This is a genomic window from Cupriavidus yeoncheonensis, from assembly GCF_905397275.1.
Taxonomy (GTDB): Bacteria; Pseudomonadota; Gammaproteobacteria; order Burkholderiales; family Burkholderiaceae; genus Cupriavidus; species Cupriavidus yeoncheonensis.
This window is the reverse complement of record NZ_CAJPUY010000004.1, coordinates 297,229-318,513: the sequence shown is the minus strand read 5'-3', so window position 1 is coordinate 318,513 and position 21,285 is coordinate 297,229. Positions and strand designations below refer to the sequence as shown.

17 protein-coding genes are annotated in these 21,285 nt (G+C 69.2%); 6 read left to right on the top strand and 11 right to left on the bottom strand.

Annotated elements, in window-relative coordinates; genetic code table 11:
• Positions 1-41 precede the first annotated feature (41 nt).
• Entirely contained in the window at positions 42-494 is a 453-nt protein-coding gene (locus tag KHO22_RS07675; protein ID WP_211946501.1) for a hypothetical protein, read from the bottom strand.
• A 186-nt stretch (positions 495-680) separates the two neighbouring features.
• Between KHO22_RS07675 and KHO22_RS07670 the strand changes: the two genes are divergently transcribed.
• On the top strand, positions 681-1,370 hold the full coding sequence (locus tag KHO22_RS07670; RefSeq protein WP_211946500.1) for a heavy metal response regulator transcription factor: 690 nt from the start codon (positions 681-683) through the stop codon (positions 1,368-1,370).
• A complete protein-coding gene (locus KHO22_RS07665; RefSeq protein WP_211946499.1) occupies positions 1,370-2,803 on the top strand; it encodes a heavy metal sensor histidine kinase in 1,434 nt (477 codons plus the stop codon). The genes KHO22_RS07670 and KHO22_RS07665 overlap by 1 nt, the downstream gene beginning before the upstream one ends.
• A gap of 40 nt (positions 2,804-2,843) precedes the next feature.
• Here KHO22_RS07665 and KHO22_RS07660 read toward each other — a convergent pair whose 3' ends face one another.
• Positions 2,844-3,791, bottom strand: coding sequence for a LysR substrate-binding domain-containing protein (locus tag KHO22_RS07660; RefSeq protein ID WP_211946498.1), 948 nt, complete (start codon positions 3,789-3,791; stop codon positions 2,844-2,846).
• 112 nt (positions 3,792-3,903) lie between these two features.
• Here KHO22_RS07660 and KHO22_RS07655 point away from each other — a divergent pair, with 112 nt between their 5' ends.
• The 3 genes from KHO22_RS07655 to KHO22_RS07645 all read left to right on the top strand — a co-directional run bounded on the left by KHO22_RS07655 (position 3,904) and on the right by KHO22_RS07645 (position 7,288).
• Positions 3,904-5,733, top strand: coding sequence for a gamma-glutamyltransferase family protein (locus tag KHO22_RS07655; RefSeq protein WP_211946497.1), 1,830 nt, complete (start codon positions 3,904-3,906; stop codon positions 5,731-5,733).
• A 75-nt stretch (positions 5,734-5,808) separates the two neighbouring features.
• A complete protein-coding gene (locus tag KHO22_RS07650; RefSeq protein WP_211946496.1) occupies positions 5,809-6,780 on the top strand; it encodes a Bug family tripartite tricarboxylate transporter substrate binding protein in 972 nt (323 codons plus the stop codon).
• A complete protein-coding gene (locus KHO22_RS07645) occupies positions 6,770-7,288 on the top strand; it encodes a GAF domain-containing protein (RefSeq protein ID WP_211946495.1) in 519 nt (172 codons plus the stop codon). The genes KHO22_RS07650 and KHO22_RS07645 overlap by 11 nt, the downstream gene beginning before the upstream one ends.
• 62 nt (positions 7,289-7,350) lie before the next feature.
• Here the strand turns inward: KHO22_RS07645 and KHO22_RS07640 are convergent, their stop codons facing one another.
• From KHO22_RS07640 to czcI, 4 genes are all read right to left on the bottom strand, one after another.
• On the bottom strand, positions 7,351-10,572 hold the full coding sequence (locus KHO22_RS07640) for a CusA/CzcA family heavy metal efflux RND transporter (protein WP_211946494.1): 3,222 nt from the start codon (positions 10,570-10,572) through the stop codon (positions 7,351-7,353).
• A gap of 16 nt (positions 10,573-10,588) precedes the next feature.
• Positions 10,589-11,818, bottom strand: a complete 1,230-nt coding sequence (locus tag KHO22_RS07635; protein WP_211946493.1) for an efflux RND transporter periplasmic adaptor subunit — start codon at positions 11,816-11,818, stop codon at positions 10,589-10,591.
• A 19-nt stretch (positions 11,819-11,837) separates the two neighbouring features.
• Positions 11,838-13,118, bottom strand: a complete 1,281-nt coding sequence (locus tag KHO22_RS07630; protein ID WP_211946492.1) for a TolC family protein — start codon at positions 13,116-13,118, stop codon at positions 11,838-11,840.
• A gap of 174 nt (positions 13,119-13,292) precedes the next feature.
• On the bottom strand, positions 13,293-13,661 hold the full coding sequence (gene czcI / locus KHO22_RS07625) for a cation efflux protein, CzcI family (protein WP_211946491.1): 369 nt from the start codon (positions 13,659-13,661) through the stop codon (positions 13,293-13,295).
• A gap of 149 nt (positions 13,662-13,810) precedes the next feature.
• On the opposite strand from czcI, the gene KHO22_RS07620 reads away from it, so the two are divergent.
• Positions 13,811-16,207 (top strand): heavy metal translocating P-type ATPase, encoded by a 2,397-nt coding sequence (locus KHO22_RS07620; protein ID WP_211946490.1) that lies wholly within the window; start codon positions 13,811-13,813, stop codon positions 16,205-16,207.
• A gap of 44 nt (positions 16,208-16,251) precedes the next feature.
• Here KHO22_RS07620 and KHO22_RS07615 read toward each other — a convergent pair whose 3' ends face one another.
• From KHO22_RS07615 to KHO22_RS07595, 5 genes are read right to left on the bottom strand one after another with little or no spacing between them, the layout of a single operon-like run.
• A complete protein-coding gene (locus KHO22_RS07615; RefSeq protein WP_211946489.1) occupies positions 16,252-17,151 on the bottom strand; it encodes a polysaccharide deacetylase family protein in 900 nt (299 codons plus the stop codon).
• Between the two features lie 10 nt (positions 17,152-17,161).
• Positions 17,162-18,214, bottom strand: a complete 1,053-nt coding sequence (locus KHO22_RS07610; protein ID WP_211946488.1) for a bifunctional UDP-4-keto-pentose/UDP-xylose synthase — start codon at positions 18,212-18,214, stop codon at positions 17,162-17,164.
• Complete coding sequence (locus tag KHO22_RS07605; RefSeq protein ID WP_211946574.1) at positions 18,211-19,146, bottom strand: formyltransferase; 936 nt, start codon at positions 19,144-19,146, stop codon at positions 18,211-18,213. The genes KHO22_RS07610 and KHO22_RS07605 overlap by 4 nt, the downstream gene beginning before the upstream one ends.
• Entirely contained in the window at positions 19,146-20,123 is a 978-nt protein-coding gene (locus KHO22_RS07600) for a glycosyltransferase (RefSeq protein ID WP_211946487.1), read from the bottom strand. The genes KHO22_RS07605 and KHO22_RS07600 overlap by 1 nt, the downstream gene beginning before the upstream one ends.
• Positions 20,102-21,277, bottom strand: a complete 1,176-nt coding sequence (locus tag KHO22_RS07595) for a DegT/DnrJ/EryC1/StrS family aminotransferase (RefSeq protein ID WP_211946486.1) — start codon at positions 21,275-21,277, stop codon at positions 20,102-20,104. Before KHO22_RS07595 ends, KHO22_RS07600 begins: the two co-directional genes overlap by 22 nt.
• Between the last annotated feature and the right edge of the window lie 8 nt (positions 21,278-21,285).

Below are 21,285 nucleotides of genomic sequence, written 5' to 3'. Positions count from 1 at the left end.
ATTAAGGCACCTGCAGGTCCTGGCGGGCGCGCCAGGACGCTTCAGGGCAGGGCAGGGAAGCCGCTGAGGGGGCCGGCAAAAACGGCCGTGGACGCCATCGCGGCAGCATGGCCATAGTGCGCCAGCGACGCGATCGGGAGTTCGGTCAGCACGCCCACGGTGCATCCGTCGCGCGCGGCGCAGCGGCCGTCGGCACGGCTGCTGTCGCCCTGGGCGGGCTTGCCATCGGCGTTGCCGTTCCTGTCGTGCAGTTGCAGGGGGCTGCCGTCGCTGTCGGGGTTGGTCATGACGCGCACGGCGCCATCGGCGCAATGCGGCGCCGGAACCAGGGCCGCTTCGGCGCTCGCCTTGGCCGCCGCATGTCGTTCGGCCAGCGACAAGCCCGCGGCCTGCACCACGGCACAGGCCGGCGACTGGGATGCGGCCTGGCCCGCACCGGGCAGGGCCAGCAGCGCAAGGCACAGCAGGAAGAAGCGGATATTCGGGCGTTTCATCGGGGGGGGCGTGGAACCAGCTGTGGAACCAACAGGTGCGTTCGGTGTCAGTGGCCATTCTACCGGGCTCGCTGACGCGGATGCGTCACCTGCAGATGACATTTTTGACATCTTGCGCCGCGCTGGACCAGACTCCGCTAGCGTTATGCCCTGGCGGCGCAATGGTGCCCGCCCGAAAGGACCTGCATGCGCATCCTGATTGTCGAAGACGAGCCCAAGGCGGGCGATTACCTGCAAAAGGGACTGACCGAATCCGGCTTTGTGGTCGACCTCGCGCGGGACGGCATCGACGGCCTGGCCCACGCGCGCGAGCAGCCCTATGACCTGATCGTGCTCGACGTGATGCTGCCCGGCCTGGACGGCTGGAGCGTGCTGCGCGAGCTGCGCCGCGAGCGCGATACGCCGGTGCTGTTCCTGACCGCGCGCGACGAGCTGCAGGACCGGCTCAAGGGCCTGGAGCTCGGCGCCGACGACTACATGGTCAAGCCGTTCGCGTTCGCCGAGCTGGTCATGCGCATCCGCACCATCCTGCGCCGCGGGCCCCTGCGCGAGAGCGAATTCATCGAGCTGGCCGACCTGCAGATCGACGCGATCCGCCGCCGCGTGACGCGCGCGGGGCAGAAGATCGACCTCACGTCGAAGGAATTCGCGTTGCTCTACCTGCTCGCGCGGCGCCGTGGCGAGGTGCTGTCGCGCTCGCTGATCGCCTCGCAGGTGTGGGACGTGAACTTCGACAGCAACACCAACGTGGTCGACGTCTCCATCCGCCGGCTGCGCGCCAAGGTCGACGACCCGTTCGACCGCAAGCTGATCCACACCCGGCGCGGCATGGGCTATGTGCTCGACGAGGATGAGCCGAGCCTGGGCGACGCGTGATGCGCCTGCCTTCCTCCCTCACCGCGCGGCTGACGCTGGCGTATGGCCTGGCCACGGCTGCGATCCTGGCGGGCGTTGCGGCCTACCTGTCGGGCGCGCTGTCGGCGCAGTTGCAGGGGCGTGACGAAAGCGAGCTGGTCGGCGAAGTCTTGCTGGTGCGCCACCTGCTGCGCGAGGTGCGCAATGAAGACGAGGTCCGCGCCGATACCCACCGGTTCGCCGATATCGCCATGGGGCACGAGGGCCTGATCCTGGTGGTGCGCACGCCGCAAGGCGAGCCGCTGGTCACGCTCAACCCGCGCAACGAGGCCATTCCGGCGCTGCATGTGCTGCCCGTCGCCACCCAGCCGCAGAAGTCGCTGCTGCAGACGTGGCAGCCGAAGAGCGGGGCGGAGTCGTCGGCCATCGCGGCGCTTGGGCAGCTTGGCGATACCGGCCGTTCGGTGGAGATCGTGGTGCTGCGCGACGCCGGCTATCGCGTGGCGCTGATGCGCGAATACCGCCACCGGCTGCTCGCGGCAACACTGTGCGGCGCGGCCGTGGCTGCGGCGCTCGGCTTTGTGCTGGCGCGGCGCGGCCTGCGGCCGCTGCGGCGCATGGCGGCCGATGCGGCGGCGGTGACCACGAGCCGCCTGGCCACGCGCCTCGACGCCGGCAGCGCACCGGCCGAACTGCGCGAACTGGCGGGCGAACTCAACGGCATGCTGGCGCGCCTGCAGGACAGCTTCTCGCGGCTGTCCGCGTTCTCCGCGGACCTGGCGCACGACTTCCGCACGCCGATCAGCAACCTGGTCGGCCAGACCGAAGTCACGCTGGCGCAGAGCCGCAGCGTGGCCGAGTACGAGGCCTTGCTCGAATCCAACCTGGAGGAGTACGAGCGCCTGTCGCGCATGATCGAGAACATGCTGTTCCTGGCGCGTGCCGACCATGCGCAGGTGGCCATGGGCGTGCGCGCGCTCGACGCGCGCGCCGAACTCGACAAGGTCGCCGAATACTTCGAGGCGGTAGCGGCCGACCGCGATGTGCGCGTGTCGGTGGCCGGCGCTGCCAGCATCCACGCGGACCAGACGCTGCTGCGCCGCGCCGTCACGAACCTGCTCGACAATGCGTTGCGGCACGCGCCAGCGGGCAGCACGGTGCGCGTCGATGTTGCCCGTCGAGCCGGCGAAGAGGGCGGCGATATCTGCATCCGCGTGGCCAATGCGGGGCCGGCCATCGCGCCGGAGGTCCTGCCTCATATCTTCGGCCGCTTCTACCGCGCCGATCCGTCGCGACGCAACTCCGCGGCATCCACCGGCCTGGGGCTGGCCATTGTCGATTCCATCATGCGCCTGCATGGCGGACGTGTTTCGGTAAGCAGTAGCGACGGTGAAACCATGTTTGCGCTGCTGTTCCCGGCGCACGGCGAGCCGCGGCCGCACGCAACTGCCTGATGCCACGGAGCCGCCGGCGCGCTGCACGGCGCCCGTCGCCTCAGACCCGCCCCCCCACCGCCGTCACGCTCGCCACCAGCGCCGCGATCTTTTCATCCTCCCCCGACTCCCTGCGCCACATCACGCCCACGGGCGGCAGGTCCCAGCTCAGTGGGTGGGGTAGCGTCGTCGCGCCTTCGGCCTCCACCAGTTCGGCGGCGACGCCTCTTGGCACGATGGTGATGGCGCCCAGATGGCTGCGCAGCACGGTGGCCATCGTCTTGATCGAGTACGTTTCGACGATCGGCGTGGGCTGCGCCACGCCTGCCACCGCGAACATGGTGTTGATGGTGCGGCGGATGGGCGTATTGGGCGGGGGCAGCAGCCAGTCGCGCTCGGCCAGGCGGCCCCAGTCCAGCCCGCTGCGCGCCAGGCGCGCCGCCGCCTGGGTCGGCACCACCAGCACCGGCTCTTCGCGGTAGAGCGGACGCTGCATGATGTCCTCGCCGGGCACGTAGAACGTGCGCGCGATCACGCAATCGAGTTCGTGGGCGCGCAGCGCGGCCACCAGTTCATCCGTGGTGCCCTCGCGCACCAGGACCGAGATGCGCGGGGAGCGCGCCAAGCCGAAGGTGCAGGCGGCGTCCAGCACCGGCCGCGCGATGTACGGAATTACCCCCAGGCGCAGCCGCCCCGACAAGCCGGCCTCGATCACGGCAAGCTCGCGGCCGAGCGCGTCCGCGTCGGCCAGCGCCAGGCGGGCGTGCGCCAGCACGCTCAGGCCGGTCGGCGTCGGCTCCAGCCCCTGACGCGTGCGCGTGAACAGCGGTACCGCGAAGATGTCCTCGATTTCGCGCAGCATCTTGGTGACGGCCGGCTGCGACAGGTTCATCTCGGCGGCGACCCGCGAGACCGAGCGCTGCCTTTCCAGCGCCAGCAGCAGCGGCATGTGCCTGAGGCGCAACCGCGAGATGACACGATGGACCAGCTGGTCGGAGGCGATGGACATGAGGGGACGGGGCAGGACAGCCGTATAACCAATCGGTAATGCAATGATAACTAAAGATGTCATTGCGGTTATTTCATGATCCTATACTGACCTGATCCCCTGGAGCCCTTCTATGTTCACTACCCGTCCGGAAATCGTCGGCACCTTTGGTGTGGCGGCATCGACCCACTGGCTGGCCACGCAGACCGCCATGGGCGTCCTGGAGCGGGGGGGCAATGCCTTCGACGCCGCGGCCGCGGCCGGCTTCGTGCTGCAGGTGGTGGAGCCGCACCTGAACGGGCCCGGCGGCGAAGTACCGATCCTGTACTGGAGCGAACGCGAGCGCCGCGTGCGCTCGGTCTGCGGGCAGGGCGCCGCGCCGGCGCTGGCCGACCCGGAAAAACTGCGCGCCATGGGCCTGGAACTGATGCCCGGCATCGGCCTGATGCCGGCCACGGTGCCGGGCGCGTTCGGTGCCTGGCTGACCATGCTGCGCGACCATGGCACCTGGCCGCTCGCCGACGTGCTGGCGCCGGCCATTGGCTACGCGCGCGACGGGTTCCCGCTGGTGCCCCGCATTTCCCGCGCGATCCTGGCCGTGCAGGCGCTGTTCCGCGACGAATGGCACAGCTCCGCCGAGACCTGGCTGCCCGATGGCAAGGTGCCGCGTCCCGGGAGCTTGCATACGCTGCCCGCGCTGGCGGCCACCTACACGCGCATCGTCGAGGAAGCGCAGCAGCGCAGCCAGAGCCGCGAAGGCCAGATCGACGCGGCCATGGACTGCTGGTACCGCGGCTTCGTGGCACGCGAGATCGACAGCTACTGCCGCAACACGCACGTGCGTGACACCACCGGCGACAAGCACACGGGCCTGCTCCGGTACGAGGACATGGCCGCATGGCAGCCTGACGTGGAAGCGCCGGCCACGCTCGACTTCGGCCGCTATACCGTGGCCAAGTGCGATATCTGGAGCCAGGGACCGGTGTTCCTGCAGCAACTGGGCATGCTGCGGCAGGCAGGCCTCGAACAGCACGCCCCGGACTCGGCGGAGTTCGTCCACCGGATTGCCGAGGCCTGCAAGCTGGCCATGGCCGACCGGCTCGCGTGGTATGGCGATCCGCGCTTCGCGGCCAGTCCGCTTGCCGCGTTGCTGGACGGCGGCTACCTGGCCGGCCGCGCGCAGCGCATCGGCGAGCGTGCCGCGCGCTCGATCGACCCGGGCATGCCTGGCGGCGCGACGCCGCGCCTGCCCGACCTGGAAGCCGCGGTGCGCACGCTGCAGCGCGCCGACGTGCGCTTCGGCGTGGGCGAGCCGACCTTTGCCGAGCTGCCGCCGGTGTCGGAGTGGGCCGAGCGCGAGCTGTTCGTGGGCGACACCTGCCATGTGGACGTGATCGACCGGCACGGCAATATGGTGGCGGCCACACCGTCCGGCGGCTGGCTGTCATCGAGCCCGACCATCCCCGCGCTGGGCTTCGCGCTCAATACGCGCCTGCAGATGACCTGGCTCGAGCCCGGCCTGCCGAACTCGCTCGCGCCGGGCAAGCGCCCTTGCACGACGCTGTCGCCTTCGCTCGCGCTGCGCGACGGCGAGCCGTACATGGTGTTCGGCACGCCCGGCGGCGACCAGCAGGACCAGTGGTCGCTCGCGTTTTTCCTGCGCCATGCGGTGCATGGCATGAACCTGCAGGAGGCCATCGACGCGCCCGGCTGGCATATCGACCATTTCCCGGGCTCGTTCTGGCCACGCCAGACCGTGCTCAACCGGATCACCATGGAATCCCGCTTCCCCGAGGCCACGCTCGCCGCACTGCGCGACCGCGGCCATGACGTGCGCGTGGGCGATCCATGGTCCGAAGGGCGCATGTCCGCATGCACGCGCGAACGCGACGCGAGCGGGCGCCTGGTGCTGCGCGCCGGTGCCAATGCGCGCGGCATGCAGGGCTACGCCGTCGGGCGCTGAAGCCGGCCATCCATCAACAGAAGGGGGCGCGGATAGCGGCACGCTGGTTCGCGCGAGACAGAGGAGAGCAAGACCATGAAATCCATCGTGAAACGACTGCTGGGCGGCGTTGCCGCGCTGGCGCTTTGCGCCGCCGCGCATGCCGCGGACACCTACCCGCAGAAGCCGATTACGCTGATCGTGCCGTGGGCCGCGGGCGGTTCCACCGACATCCTCGCGCGCGTGCTGTCCGAGCACCTGACGCGCTCGCTCGGGCAACCGGTCATCGTGGACAACAAGCCGGGCGCGTCGGGCAATATCGGCTCGGCGATGGTCGCGCGCGCCAAGCCCGATGGCTACACGCTGCTGGTCGGCTCGATGAGCACGCATGCGATGAACCCGGCGCTGATGGCCAATATGCCGTTCCGCGGTGTCGAGGATTTCACGCCGCTGGGGCTGCTTGCCTATGTGACCAACACGATGGTGGTGAATCCGTCGGTGCCCGCGCAGAACCTGAAGGAGCTGATCGCCTACGCCAAGGCGAATCCCGGCAAGCTGGCCTATGCGAGCGCGGGCCCCGGCTCCACCAATCACCTGAGCGCGGTGCTGTTCGAGCGGATGGCCGGCGTGCAGATGCTGCACGTGCCGTACAAGGGCGGTGCGCCGGCAGTGGTCGATACGGTCGCCGGCCAGACGCAGGTACTGTTCTCCGCGGGCACCCAGACGCTGCCGCACGTGAAGGCCGGCAAGCTGCGCCTGCTGGCCGTCACCGAAGCCAAGCGCTCGCCGCTGCTGCCCAATACGCCGACCGTCGCGGAGACCGTGCCGGGCTATGAACTGGCCGTCTGGTACGGCGCGTTCGGCCCGAAGGGCATGCCTGCCGAGCTGGTCACGCGCTTGAACCGCGAAATCAATACGGTGATGTCGCTGCCCGAGGTCAAGAAGCAGATGAACGCGATCGGCGTGGAGACCGCCACGTCCACCCCGCAGCAGTTCGGCACCATCCTGCGCAAGGATGCGGACCGCTACGGCAAGCTCATCCGCGAGCTCGGCATCCATGGGGAATGACGTGAGTGCCGCCCTGGACCACGCCGCGGAGATACTGGTCTGCGCCAATGGCCTGTGCGATGCGCTGCAGCGCGCGGCCAGCCCGCTGGAAACGCTGGATGCCGTAGGCCGGGCGACGCTGCGGCTGCTGGGACCGGGCCTGCTGACCATCAACGCGTGGCATGCGGGTACGGCGGAAATCGAGCGGATCTGGTCGTCCGATCCCGCGGCCTATCCGCCGGGCGGGAAGAAGTCCAAGCCGGACAGTCCCTGGCGCCGGCAACTGCTCGAAGCCGGCCAGGTCTTCGTCGGCGAAGGCGACGCGGCGCTGGCCGCGGTGTTCGACGACGTCGCACTGATCCGCTCGCTGGGATGCACGGCCGTGGTCAATGTGCCGCTGTGCAAGGCCGGGCGCGTATTCGGCACGTTCAACTACCTGGCCGGCCGCGCGGCCTGGGATGCCCGCGAGATGGCCGCGCTGCGCGTGCTCGCGAACCTCGCGGCCCCCGCGGTTCACGCCACCCTCTGACGGGTCCGAGCCGGCGCCGCAAGGCGCCGGGATCCGGGCTCCGGGACGAGGCCCGCGCGGCGCTAGCTGGCCGGATCGCGCACCAGCGCACTGCGCACGCCTTCGCCGGCACCCACCGGCTCATCGCGGCGATGCGCAAGCCGGTACAGCACCGGCAACACCAGCAGCGTCAGCGCCGTCGACGACACGATCCCGCCGATCACCACCGTGGCCAGCGGGCGCTGCACTTCGGCACCGGTGCCCGTGGCGATCGCCATCGGGATGAAGCCGAGCGAGGCCACCAGCGCCGTCATCAGCACCGGCCGCAGCCGGCTCAGCGCGCCGGAGCGCACGGCCTCGTCGAGCGCCAGTCCTTCCTCGCGCAGGCTGCGGATGAACGACAGCATGACCAGCCCATTGAGCACCGCCACGCCCGACAGCGCGATAAAGCCCACCGCTGCCGAGATCGACAGCGGAATGCCGCGCAGCCACAGCGCCAGGATGCCGCCGGTCAGCGCGAACGGGATGCCGGTGAACACCAGCAGGCCGTCCTTCAGGTTGCCGAACATCGCGAACAGCAGCACGAATACCATCAGCAGCGCCAGCGGCACGACGATCTGCAGGCGGTTGGTCGCCGACTGCAACTGCTCGAAGGTGCCGCCCCAGGCGATCCAGTAGCCGGTGGGAATCGCCACGCGCCCGGCAATCGCGGCCTGGGCGTCGGGCACGAAGCTGCCGACATCGCGCCCGCGCACGTTGGCGCTGATGACGATGCGGCGCTTGCCGTTCTCGCGCGACACCTGGTTGGGGCCTGGCGCGATGTCGAACGTGGCGATCTCGCCAAGCGGGATATAGCTGGTGCGGGGCGCGGCGTCGGCCGATGTCATGCGCACGCCGCTGGCGGCTGGCCTCGCATCGGACGGCAGTGGAATCGGCAGGCGCCGCAGGGCATCGACATCGGCGCGCACGTCTTCAGGCAGGCGCACCGCAATGCGGAAGCGCCGGTCGCCTTCGAACAGCGTGCCGGCATCGCGCCCGCCGATGGCGATGGCGACGGTGTCCTGCACGTCGGTCATGTTCAGCCCGTAGCGCGCCGCGCGGGCGCGGTCGATCGCGACCGTGAGCACGGGCAGGCCGGTGGTCTGCTCGACCTTGACTTCGGCGGCGCCGGGTACCGATTGCAGCGCAGAGGCGATCTTCTGCGCCGTGGCTTCCAGCACCGCGTTGTCGTCGCCGAACAGCTTGACCGCGACATCGCTGCGCACGCCCGAGATCAGCTCGTTGAAGCGCAGCTGGATCGGTTGCGAGAACTCGTAGCGGTTGCCGGGGATGGTCTCGAGTTCCGCCTGCATCTGCGCGAGCAGCCGGTCGCGCGTCTTGCGCGGATCGGGCCATGCGCTGCGCGGCCGCAGCATGATGTAGGCATCCGAGGCATTGGGCGGCATCGGGTCGGCGGCGATCTCGGCGGTGCCCGTGCGCGAGAACACACGTTCGACCTCCGGGAATTTCTCCTTCAGGCGCGCCTCGATCTGCTGCTGCATCGCCACCGACTGGCTCAGGCTGGTGCCGGGGATGCGCAGCGCCTGGACGGCGATGTCGCCTTCGTTCAGGTTCGGGATGAACTCGCTGCCAAGACGCGTGGCGACCAGTCCGCTCAGCACCACGGCGACCAGGGCGAAGGCCAGCACCACCGGCGTATTGGCGATGGCGCGGGCCAGTGCGGGCGCATAGAGTTGGCGCGCCCACTGCATCACGCGGTTCTCCTTTTCCGCGACGCGCTCGCCGATGAACAGCGCCACGGCGGCGGGCACGAAGGTCACCGACAGCAGCATGGCGCCGGCCAGTGCCAGCACCACCGTGATCGCCATCGGGTGGAACATCTTCCCTTCGACGCCGGACAGCGCAAAGATCGGCACGTAGACGATCATGATGATCAGCTGGCCGAACACGAGCGGGCGGCGCGCCTCCCGGGCCGCCGCAAACACCTCGTGCAGGCGTTCGCTGCGCGTGAGCGGGCGGCCGTGGTGGTGTTGCGCATGGGCCAGGCGGCGCACGCAATTCTCGACAATGACCACCGCGCCATCGACGATGATGCCGAAGTCCAGCGCGCCCAGGCTCATCAGGTTCGCGCTGATGCGGTAGGTGGCCATGCCGGTGAAGGTGAACAGCATCGACAGCGGAATCACCAGCGCGGTGATGACCGCCGCGCGGATATTGCCGAGGAACAGGAACAGCACCGCCACCACCAGCGCCGCGCCTTCGAGCAGGTTCTTCTTCACGGTGGCAATGGCCTTGTCGACCAGCACCGTGCGGTCATACACCGTCACGGCGCGCACGCCCCGGGGCAGGGAGCGGTTGATCTCGGCCATGCGCGCGTCCACCGCGCGCGAGACCGCGCGGCTGTTCTCGCCGATCAGCATGAACACGGTGCCCAGCACCACCTCGCGGCCGTTGTCGGTCGCAGCGCCGGTGCGCAGTTCGCGTCCCAGGCCGACCTCGGCCAGGTCGCGGATGCGGATGGGCTGGCCCTGCGCGGTGCCGACGATCACGTCGCGGATATCGTCCATCGAGCCGACCTGGCCCGGCGCACGCACCAGGTACTGCTCGCCGCGCCGTTCGATGTAGCCCGCGCCCACGTTGCTGTTGTTCTTCTCCAGCGCCCGCACCACGTCCTGCAGGCTCAGGCCATACGACGCCAGGCGTTCCGGGCTGGGTGCCACCAGGTACTCGCGCGCGAAGCCGCCGATGGTGTTGATCTCCGTCACGCCAGCCACGGTGCGCAGCTGCGGCTTGATGATCCAGTCCTGGATCTCGCGCAGGTCGGTCGGCGTGTAGCGCGTGCCATCAGGCTTGCGTGCGTTGTCGTCGGCTTCGACGGTCCACAGGTAGATTTCCCCGAGGCCGGTGGAAATCGGCCCGAGCTGGGGCGTGGTGCCGTCGGGCAGCTTCTCGCGCGCTTCCTGCATGCGCTGGTTGACGAGCTGGCGCGCGAAGTAGATGTCGGTGCCATCCCTGAAGATCACGGTGACCTGGGACAAGCCATAGCGCGACAGCGAGCGCGTCTGCTCCAGCCCGGGCAGGCCGGCCATGGCGGTCTCGATCGGGTAGGTCACGCGCTGCTCGGTTTCCAGTGGCGAGTAGCCGGGAGCCTCGGTGTTGATCTGCACCTGCACATTGGTGATGTCGGGCACGGCGTCGATCGGCAGGCGGCTGTAGCTGTACAGGCCCAGCAGCGCCATGCCCAGCACGCCCAGCAGGACCAGCCAGCGCTGCTCGATGGCAAAGCGGATGATGCGTTCGAACATGGTCAGCTCCTGCCGGTCAGTGGGCGTGCTCGGCGCCGGCCTTGCCCTGCTCGGCCTTCAGCACGAAGCTGTTGCGCGCAACGTAGCGGGCGCCGGGCTGCAGGCCCTGCACGATCTCGATATGCTTGCCGTCGCTGCGCCCCGTGGTGACCTGCCGCGCTTCAAAGCCGCCGGGTACCTCGACATAGACCATTGGCTGACGGCCTTCGGTCTGCACGGCTTCGCTTGCCACGACGACAGGGACTTCCGTTTCCTGTCCGGCCACGCTGACGGTGACGAACAGGCCCGGGCGCCACGCCATCTCGGGGTTCGACAGCGTCACGCGCGCGGTCGCGGTGCGCGTCTGCTGTCCGAGCAGGGAGCCCACGTAGGACACGGTCCCGGCGGCGGTGCCATCGAACGCGGTGGAAGCGATGCTGACTTTTTCGCCGAGCCGCACCTGGTTCAGGTCCTTGGGTGCGATCACGAACTCCGCCCACACCGTGGCCAGGTCGGAGACCGTGAAGACGGTGGTGTCCGCCGCTACCGCTTCGCCAAGCGCCAGGTGTTTCTCCACGACGATGCCGTCGAACGGCGCGCGCAGCTCGAACTGGTTGAGCCCGGCCGACGCCGGCCGCGCGCCGATTGCGGTGAGCTTCTGCGTGGCGTTCCGCACGGCGATCTCGGCTTCCTGCAGCGCGGTGCGCGCGGCCAGGAAGTCCTGTTCGGCGGAGATCCTGTCTTCCCACAGGCGTTTTTCGCGCGCATAGGTCGTGCGGGCCAGCTCCAGCCGCTTCTGCGCGGCGAGCAGCTCGCTGCGCTGGTCCGAGAGCTGCGTGCTGGCCAGCACGGCCAGCAGGTCTCCCTTCTTCACGCGCTGGCCCAGTACGGCCGGCACGGCTTCGGCCACCCCGGCCACGCGCGGCACGACGTGGGCGGTGCGGTCTTCGTTGAAGCGGATCTCGCCCGGAAACTGCACCGCGGCCTGCACGCGGCCGGGGCCGGCGGTGCGCAGTTCGAGTCCGGCACTGCGGATCTGTTCGGGTGTCATCGCGATGCTGTCGGCGGCGTGCGGGTCCGCGGCCTGCGCGGCGGATGCGGCGGATGCGCTGGACGCGGTGTCTTTGCCTTGCGGCTTTGATGCCTGCTCGCCGTGATCGTGGCCGTCGCCGGTGCCGCGGCCCGTGAAAAGCAGCGAGGCGCCGGCCAGTACGCCGGCACCGATGATCGCCACGATGGCGTTGCGTTGGGTCTTGGTGATTGCCATGGGAATCCTTGGTGGGCCGTCAGCGGCCGAGCATGCGGTCGATGGCGGTGGCGGCCTGGTAGGTGGCGGCCACGGCGCCGAGATAGCGCACGCGTGCCTGCAGCAGCGTGCGCTGGGCGTCCAGCACTTCGAGATAGGCGAACTTGCCCGCTTCGAACCCCTGCGCCGCCGCCTGGTAGGCGCGCTGCGCGGCCGGCAGCACGGTCTGGCGCAAGGTCAGGGCGCTGTTGCGCGACAATGCGAGCTGGCTGGAGGCCTGGCGCAGGTCGCTGGCCAGCCGCACGCGCGTGGCGCGGTATTCGTCGGCGGCCTTGTCGGCCTGGCGGATGGCGGTGTACAGGTTGCCCTGGTTGCGGTCGAACAGCGGCAACGGCAGCGAAATGCCGAGCACCGGGTAGTAGCCGCGGTCCGACGCATATTCGCGCTTGGCGCCTACGCTCACGGTCACGTCCGGATACTGCCGGCTGCGCTCGACATTGACGATCGCCTGGCGCCGCGCGATCTCGCTCTGGCTGGCGCGCATGGCGGGCGCGACATCGAGTGTCTCATCGAGGGCATTGGGCAGCGGCCGCGATGGCAGGGCCTCCAGGTCGCCGTTTGCCGAAGCGAATACCGGCGCCTGGCTGCCCCACTGGGCGGCGAGCTGCTGGCGCGAGGTATCGAGCGTCGCGCGTGCCTCGGCCAGTTCCAGTCCGGCGTTGGCCTGCTCGACTTCCGCACGGGTCTGCTCCACGGGCGAGACCTTGCCGGCGGCCACGCGGCGCGCGGCGGCCTGCATCCCGCGCGTAGCGATGCCGGCCGAGCTCTCGGCCAGGCCGACGCGCTCCTGCGCCACCAGCACCTGGAAGAAGGTGCCGATCACCGCGGCGCGCAGGTCGGCCTCGGCATTGCCGAGCTGCGCGCTGGCCAGTTCGCGCGCCTTCTGCGCGGCATCGATGCGGGCCGAGCGCTTGCCGCCAAGTTCGATCGGCAGGCTCACTTGCGCCGTCGTCGTGCGCGACGCGCGCCGCGTGTCTTCCATCTCGAAGCCGACGGCCGGATTCGGGATCGTGCGCGCCTGCGTGATGCCGCCTTCGGTGGCGTCAAGCTCCTGCCGCGCGGCGGCAAGGGCAGGGTTGCGGGCCATGGCCAGCGCCAGGGCGGCGTCCAGCGTCAGGACGCCTTGCGGCTCTGTCGCGTCGGGCGGTTCTGCGAAGCGCCGCACCTGAGGCACGGGCGGCATGGCCGCATCGGTGGCGGCCTGCGCAAGGGGGCCAAGCAAGGCGGCAGCCAGCCCCAGCGGTATCACTACGTGTTTCATCGGGTATCACCAGATCGACGTCAGGGAACACCGGCGTGACCGCCGTCAGGCGCGCGCATGCGCGCTCTGACGGCGGTCACGCCGCGAGATCCGCCGATCCGGGATGCCGGCAGCCGCGCGGTCAGCGCGGGCGCGGCAAGGGCAGAGGATGGGCCGTGGCCCCGAACCGGCGGATTACGCCAGTTGCGGCCACTGGGGCCGATCCGGTTCGCGCGCGAGCACCGACCCGTAGTTCACGGGCAGCACGCGGTAGCGCACGGTGATGAAGTGGTGGGACGCCGGCTGCGTCGCGGCCGGCACCATGACCTGCGAGCCGGCGAAATGGCACACCGCGCAATCGGCATCGGGCAGCTTGGTGCCCGTCTTGCCATGGGCGCCGGCCTCGTGCTCGTGCGTGTGATGGCCGAAATGCCAGGCCGGCACGGTGCCGGTTTCCTGCTGGCGCTGATGCTCGCGCCCGTGCTCGCAAAATGCGGCCGCGCTCGCCCAGGTGAACTGGAGCGGCAGCATGATGGCGAACAGGAGGATGAGCAGGCGGCGCATGGCCGCGATTATAGCGGCGCACCGCTGCGGTCTGGCAAGCGCAGGCTGCGCCACCCTGACGGGGTCCGGGTCTTGTCGGCACCATGCTTGACTCTGTAGTGGCTACAGGGTCTTCAATGGCATCAGGTCAAACCAGCGGGATAGAAGAAATGGCTCGCACGACACCTGAAGACGCCTTGCCACACGAACACACTCGCAGCGAAACGGGCTGTGGCCACGATCACGGGCACACCCATGAACCTCATGGCCACCAGCACGGGCATGAGCACCACGGCCACGACCACGACCACGACCACGACCACGACCACGACCACGACCACGACCACGACCACGACCACGCGCCGCAGCCGGCAGCGTGCTGCGGTGGCGGCTGCGATACGGCGATCAGCGTCGCGCCCGTGGCGCCGGCGGCGATTCCCTCCGGCGCACGCTCGGCCAGCTACCGGATCGACGCCATGGACTGCCCGACCGAGGAAACGCTGATCCGCAACAAGCTGGGCGGCATGGCCGGCGTGGCGGCGCTCGATTTCAACCTGATGCAGCGCGTGCTGACCGTGCATCACACGCTGGCCTCGACCGATCCCGTGGTGACGGCAATCGAGAGCCTCGGCATGAAGGCGGAGCCGCTCGACCCGGAGCGGGCCGCGCCGCCGCCCGCGGTGGAACCCAAGCCGTGGTGGCCGCTGGCGCTGGCTGGCGTGGTCGCGGTCGGGGCCGAAGCCACCGAATGGCTGGGCCTCTGGGATCCGTGGCTGCCGGCGCTGCTGGCGATTGCTGCCGTGGCGCTGGGCGGGCTGACCACCTACCGCAAGGGCTGGATCGCGCTGCGCAACGGCAACCTGAATATCAACGCGCTGATGAGCATTGCCGTGACCGGCGCGCTGGTCCTGCGCGAATGGCCCGAGGCGGCCATGGTCATGGTGCTGTTCGCGCTGGCCGAACGCATCGAGGCCGCGTCGCTGGACCGCGCGCGCAATGCCATCCGCGGCCTGATGGCCATGGCGCCCGAGCAGGCCACCGTGCGGCAGGCGGATGGCGGCTGGGCTGCCGTGCCGGCGGCCGGCGTGAGGGTGGGGGCGCTGGTGAGGCTGCGCCCGGGCGAACGCGTGGCGCTGGACGGGCGCGTGGTGCGCGGGCAGTCCGCGCTGGACCAGGCGCCGATCACCGGCGAGAGCGTGCCGGTCGACAAGGCCGCCGGCGACGCGCTGTTCGCGGGCTCTATCAACCAGTCCGGCGAGATCGAGTACGAAGTCACCGCGCCCGCCAGCGATTCCACGCTGGCCCGCATCATCCACGCCGTGGAAGCCGCGCAGGCCAGCCGCGCGCCGACGCAGCGCTTTGTCGACCAGTTCGCGCGCATCTACACGCCGACGGTGTTCGCCATCGCGCTGGCCGTGGCGGTGCTGCCGCCGCTGGCCATGGGCGCGCCCTGGGTGGAGTGGATCTACAAGGCGCTCGTGCTGCTGGTGATCGCCTGCCCGTGCGCGCTCGTGATTTCCACGCCCGTGACCATCGTCAGCGGCCTGGCGGCCGCGGCGCGGCGCGGCATCCTGATCAAGGGCGGGGTCTACCTGGAACAGGGCAAGGACCTGTCATGGGTGGCGCTCGACAAGACCGGCACCGTCACGCACGGCAGGCCCGCGCAGACCGATTACGCGATGCTCGTCGACGACGCGCCGCGTGCGCGCGCCATCGCCGCGAGCCTGGCCGCGAGGTCGGACCACCCTGTGTCGAAGGCGGTGGCCGCCGCGGCGCAGGCGGATGGCATCGCCTTGCTGGACGTGACGGACTTCGAGGCGCTGGCCGGGCGCGGCACGCGCGGCCGCAGCGATGGCAATGATTACTGCCTGGGTAACCACCGGCTGATCCACGACATGGGCGCGTGCTCGCCCGAACTGGAAGACCGGCTCGAGGCTCTGGAGCGCCAGGGCAAGACCGTGGTGCTGCTGGCGCGCCTGGGCGAGGACGGCGCGGCGATGGCGCAGGCCCTGTTCGCGGTGGCCGACACCGTGCGCGACACCAGTCGCCAGGCCATCGCCGAGCTGCACGCGCTGGGCGTGAAGACCATCATGCTGTCCGGCGACAACCCGCATACGGCGCAGGCCATCGGCACGCAGGTCGGCATCGACGAGGCACGCGGAAACCAGTTGCCGCAGGACAAGGCCGACGCCATCGGCGCGCTGGCTGCCGACACGCATGCGGCGCGCGGCAAGGTCGGGATGGTCGGCGACGGCATCAACGACGCGCCGGCGCTTGCGCGGGCCGATATCGGCTTCGCCATGGGCGCGGCCGGCACCGATACCGCGATCGAAACCGCCGACGTGGCGCTGATGGATGACGACCTGCGCAAGATCCCCGCGTTCGTGCGGCTGTCGCGGCGTACGTCGCGCATCCTGTGGCAGAACATCACGCTGGCGCTGGGCATCAAGGCGCTGTTCCTTGCGCTGACAGTAGCGGGGATGGGAACGATGTGGATGGCGGTGTTCGCCGATATGGGGGCGAGCCTGCTGGTGGTGTTCAACGGGCTGCGGCTGGCGCGGCGCTAGCGGCTGTCCGGGCGCACGGGATGCGCCCGGTCGGTCGGCAAGGCTCAGGGCTGGATAATCAGCTCGCCGCTGCGCCCTTCGATGGCGCCCCAGGTCACCGGCAGTTCAGGCAGCGTGGTGCGGTCGATGTGCCGGTAGCAAGTCGCCATCGACACCAGTTCATGCCCCTGCGCGCGCCAGCCTTGCAGCAGGCGGCGGAACACGGGCGCGAGCTTGCCGCCTTCCAGTTCGGTGTGCAGCGTGAAGACATGGTCGCGCATGCCGCCCGCGCCTTCCGTCAGGCGCAGCACGGCCTCGTGGACGTTGTCCTCGGTCAGGCCATCGACGCCGATCATTTCGTCGAGCGTGGGCAGCGTGGTGGGCATCTGCACATGGTGGCAGGCCACGCCGCCGACGGTCGGGATGTACGGCGCCGTGCCGCGCCCGTCCGACGCGTAGGCCATGCCCCAGTCGTCGATCTGCCGGAACGCCTCGTCGTTCATCTGCCAGCCGGCCGCGCCGTGGGTGGGCGGGGCTTCGCCGAAGATGTCGACGTAGCGCGCGAATGCGTTCTGCATCTGGCGGCGCGTCCAGGCGGGGTCGCGCTCGCGCACGTTGTCCTGCCAGTAGACGTGGTCCCAGGTATGGATGCCGCATTCGTGACCGGCCGCGCGCGCCGCGCGCATTTCGGCCGCCGCCTTGCGGCCGATGTCCGGCCCCGGCAGCAGCACGCCGTACATCAGCGTGCGCAGGCCGTAGTTGGACACCACCGAGGTGCGCGACACCTTCTTCAGGAACCCGGGCCGGAATACCCGGCGCAGCGCCCAGCCGGTGTGGTCCGGGCCCAGGCTGTACAGGAAGGTGGCCTGTGCCTGCACCGCATCGAGCATGGACAGCAGCGCCGGCACGCCTTCGCGCGTGCCGCGCAGTGTGTCGACGTCAACCTTGAGGGCGATTCTGGCCATGGGTCCGCGCTCAGTTGGCGCCGTCGACGAGGGTGCGTGCTTCCACGACCTTTTCGCGATAGGCCTCGAAGATCTGGCGCAGGGCCTGTTCCATCGTCACCTCGGGCTTCCAGCCGAGTTCCTGCATGGTGTTGTCGATCATCGGCACGCGGTGCTGCACGTCCTGGTAGCCCTTGCCGTAGAAGTCGCCCGACGAGGTCTCGACGATCTGCGACTTGCGCGCCTGCTCGGCGTACTCGGGGTAGTCGGCGGCCATCTTCAGCATCATCTCGGCCAGTTCGCGCACCGAGTGGATGTTGGCCGGGTTGCCGATGTTGAAGATCTTGCCCGTGGCCACGCCGTTGGGGTTCTCGATGATGCGCATCAGCGCCGAGATGCCGTCCGTGATATCGGCAAAGGCACGCTCCTGGGCACCACCGTCGACGAGCTTGATCGGCTCGCCGCGCACGATATGGCCCAGGAACTGCGAGACCACGCGCGAGGAGCCTTCCTTCGATTCGAAGATCGAATCGAGGCCGGCGCCGATCCAGTTGAACGGGCGGAACAGCGTGTAGTTCAGGCCCTGCTCCATGCCGTAGGCGTGGATCACGCGGTCCATCAGCTGCTTGGAGCAGGCGTAGATCCAGCGCGGCTTGTTGATCGGGCCGTAGATCAGCGGCGAGGACTCGGGGTCGAATTCCTCGTCGGCGCACATGCCGTAGACCTCGGAGGTCGACGGGAAGACCAGGTGCTTGCCGTACTTGACCGCGGCGCGCACGATCGGCAGGTTGGCTTCGAAGTCGAGTTCGAACACGCGCAGCGGCTGGCGCACGTAGGTGGCCGGGGTGGCGATGGCTACCAGCGGCAGGATTACGTCGCACTTGCGGATGTTGTACTCGATCCACTCCTTGTTGATGGTGATGTCACCCTCGAAGAAGTGCATGCGCGGATGGTCGACCAGGTCGCCGAGGCGGTCGGACGACATGTCCATGCCGTAGACCTCCCACGGCGTGGTTTCCAGGATGCGGCGCGTCAGGTGGTGGCCGATGAAGCCGTTGACGCCAAGAATCAGGACCTTTTTCATCGGTTTTCCTCGTTGGATTGTTCGCTAAGAATGGAGGCCAGCGCCTCCGGGGTAACCGGGGTGGACGTCGCGCCGGCGAGCAGGGTGTCAATGCGCACCTGGCCGCCGTCGCCGCACAGGCCGACGATCCGGCCCTGGCTGACGTGCAGGCCCGGGCGCAAGCCGGCCGGCAGCGCCGGGGCGGACAGCGGGCGGCGTGCCTGCGCAACGACGAAGCGCTGGCCGGCAAGATCGGTGAACGCGCCCGGGTAGGGCGGCGCCACCGCGCGGATCAGGTTGTAGACCTCGGCCGCGGGGCGGCTCCAGTCGATGCGGCCGTCTTCCGGGCGGCGGCCCGAGAAGTAGCTGCCTTCGGCGAGCACGTTGGGCTGCTGCGGCGTCTTGCCCGACATCATGGCCGGCAGCGCGCGCCAGAGCGTCTGCTCGGCGGCCACGGTGACTTTCTCGAAGACCTCGCCGGCGGTGTCGTCCGGCAGGATCGGCACGGAAGTCTGGTCGACGATGTAGCCGGCGTCGGGCTTGGCTTCCATTGCGTGCAGCGTGGCGCCGGTCTCGGTCTCGCCGTGCAGCACGGCCCAGTTGACCGGCACGCGGCCGCGGTACTTGGGCAGCAGCGAGCCGTGCATGTTGAACGCGCCGTGCGGGGCCAGCGCGAGCACGCTGGCCGGGATCATCGAGCGGTAGTAGAACGAGAAGATGACATCGGGCCTGGCGTCGCGCACGGCCTGCGCGAGCGCCGGGTCGGTCGGGTCCTCGCCGTACTGGAACGGGATGCCGAGTTCCGCCGCGGTATCCGCCATGCGACGGAACCAGATGTTCTCGTCGGCGCGGTCGCGATGCGTGATGACCAGCGCCACCTCCACGCCGCGCGCGTGCAGCACGCGCAGGCAGCGGTCGCCGACGTTGTGGTAGCCAAAGACAACCGCGCGCATCATGCCTCCGTTCGCTGGCGGACCGGGTCCGCCTCAAGGACGGCCTTGATGCGATAGCGCGGCCGGTCACGCACTTCCTGGTAGATACGGCCCACGTATTCGCCGAGCAGGCCCAGGCCGAACAGCAGGATGCCGATCAGGAAGAAGTTCATGGCGAACAGGGTGAACACACCCTGTACTTCCGAACCGAACAGGAACCGGCGGATCAGCAGCACCACGAACAGCACGCCGGACAGCAGCGACAGCACCGTGCCGATGGCCGAGAACCACTGCAGCGGTACGATCGAGAAGCCGGTGACCAGGTCGAAGTTCAGGCGGATGAGCTGGTACAGCGAGTACTTGGACTCGCCGGCGTGGCGCTGCTCATGGCCGACCTCGATCTCCACCGGGCTCGACGCGAACGTGTAGGCCAGTGCGGGAATGAAGGTGTTGACCTCGCGGCAGGCATTGATGGTGTCCACCACGTTGCGGTCATACGCGCGCAGCATGCAGCCCTGGTCCGTCATGCGGATCCGGGTGATCTTCTCGCGCAGTCCGTTCATGGCGCGCGACGCGTAGCGGCGGAAGGCCGTGTCGTTGCGCTGGCGGCGGATGGTGCCGACGTAGTCGTGGCCTTCGCGCATGGTCTGCACGAGGCGCGGAATCTCCTCGGGCGGGTTCTGCAGGTCGGCGTCCAGCGTGATGACGATCTTGCCGCGCGTGTGTTCAAAGCCGGCCAGGATGGCCATGTGCTGGCCAAAGTTGCCGTTGAACAGCACCACCCGGGTCACGTCCGGGCGCTTGTGGAACTGCGCGGCCAGCATCGCCGCGGAGCGGTCGGCGCTGCCGTCATTGATGAAAATGACCTCGTACGAGTCGCCAAGGCCGTCGAGCGCCGGGTACAGGCGGTCGAACAGGGCTTGCAGCCCGTCCTCTTCGTTGTAGACCGGAATGACGACCGAAACCTCGACCGGACTCATTTGCAGAGACGTTTGCATGTTTCGCTAAGAGTTGCGCAGACCCGTTCCACATCGGCGGCTTGCATGGCAGGGAAGAGCGGCAGCGTGACGATGCCGCGTCCGATGCGCTCGGCGTGCGGCAGCATGCCTTCGCGCCAGCCCAGGGAACGGTAGTAGGTGAAAAGGTGAATCGGGGGATAGTGCACGCCAGTGCCGATGCCGCGCTCGCGCATGGCCTGCATGACGTTGTGGCGCGCCTGCGGCGCACCGCCTTCCAGGCGCGCGGTGGGCAGCACCACCTGGAACATGTGCCAGTTGGTGGTGGCCTGGCGCGGGTCCAGCGGCAGCGGCAGTTCGATACCCAGCTCGGCCAGTCCGGCGTCGGCCGCGCAACGGAAATAGATCTCGGCCAGCTCCGCGCGGCGCGCGGTGATGGCGTCGAGCCTGCCAAGCTGCGCGAGACCGATCGCGGCGTTCACGTCGGTCAGGTTGAACTTGCCGCCGGGTTCTTCCACGTCCATGCCATCCATGCCGGAGCGGATCACGCCCTGCAGGCGCAGGCGCTCGGCGCGCACGGCTTCCTCCGGTGTATTCATCACCAGGCAGCCGCCTTCGACGCTGGTGATGTTCTTGTTGGCCTGGAAGCTGAAGCTGACCAGGTCGCCGAAGGCGCCGATACGCTTGCCCTGCCAGCGCGAATCGATGGCTTGCGCGGCGTCTTCGATCACGCGCAGCCTGTGCTTGCCCGCGATCGCGTAGAGCCGGTCCATGTCGACGGGCAGGCCCGACAGGTACACCGGCATGATGGCGCGCGTGCGCGGCGTGATGGCCGCTTCCACGGCGTCCAGGTCGATGTTGCGCGTGCGCGGGTCGATGTCGACGAACACGGGCTTCGCGCCGACCGCGAGCACTACGTTGGCGGTGGCGACCCACGTGATCGGCGTGGTGATGACTTCATCGCCGGGGCCGATGTCCGCGATGCGCAGGGCGATCTCCATCGTGGCCGAGCCGTTGGCGAAAGTGCGCACGGGACGTCCGCCGAAGAGCCGGGACAGCGCGTCCTCGAACGCCTGCATCTTCGGGCCGGAGGTGATCCAGCCGGAAGCGAGCACCTTGCCGACTTCGGCAATGGTGTCGGCATCGATCTCGGGCCGGACGAAGGGAAGGAATTCGGAAGCGGCGGTAGCGGTCATCGGAAAGC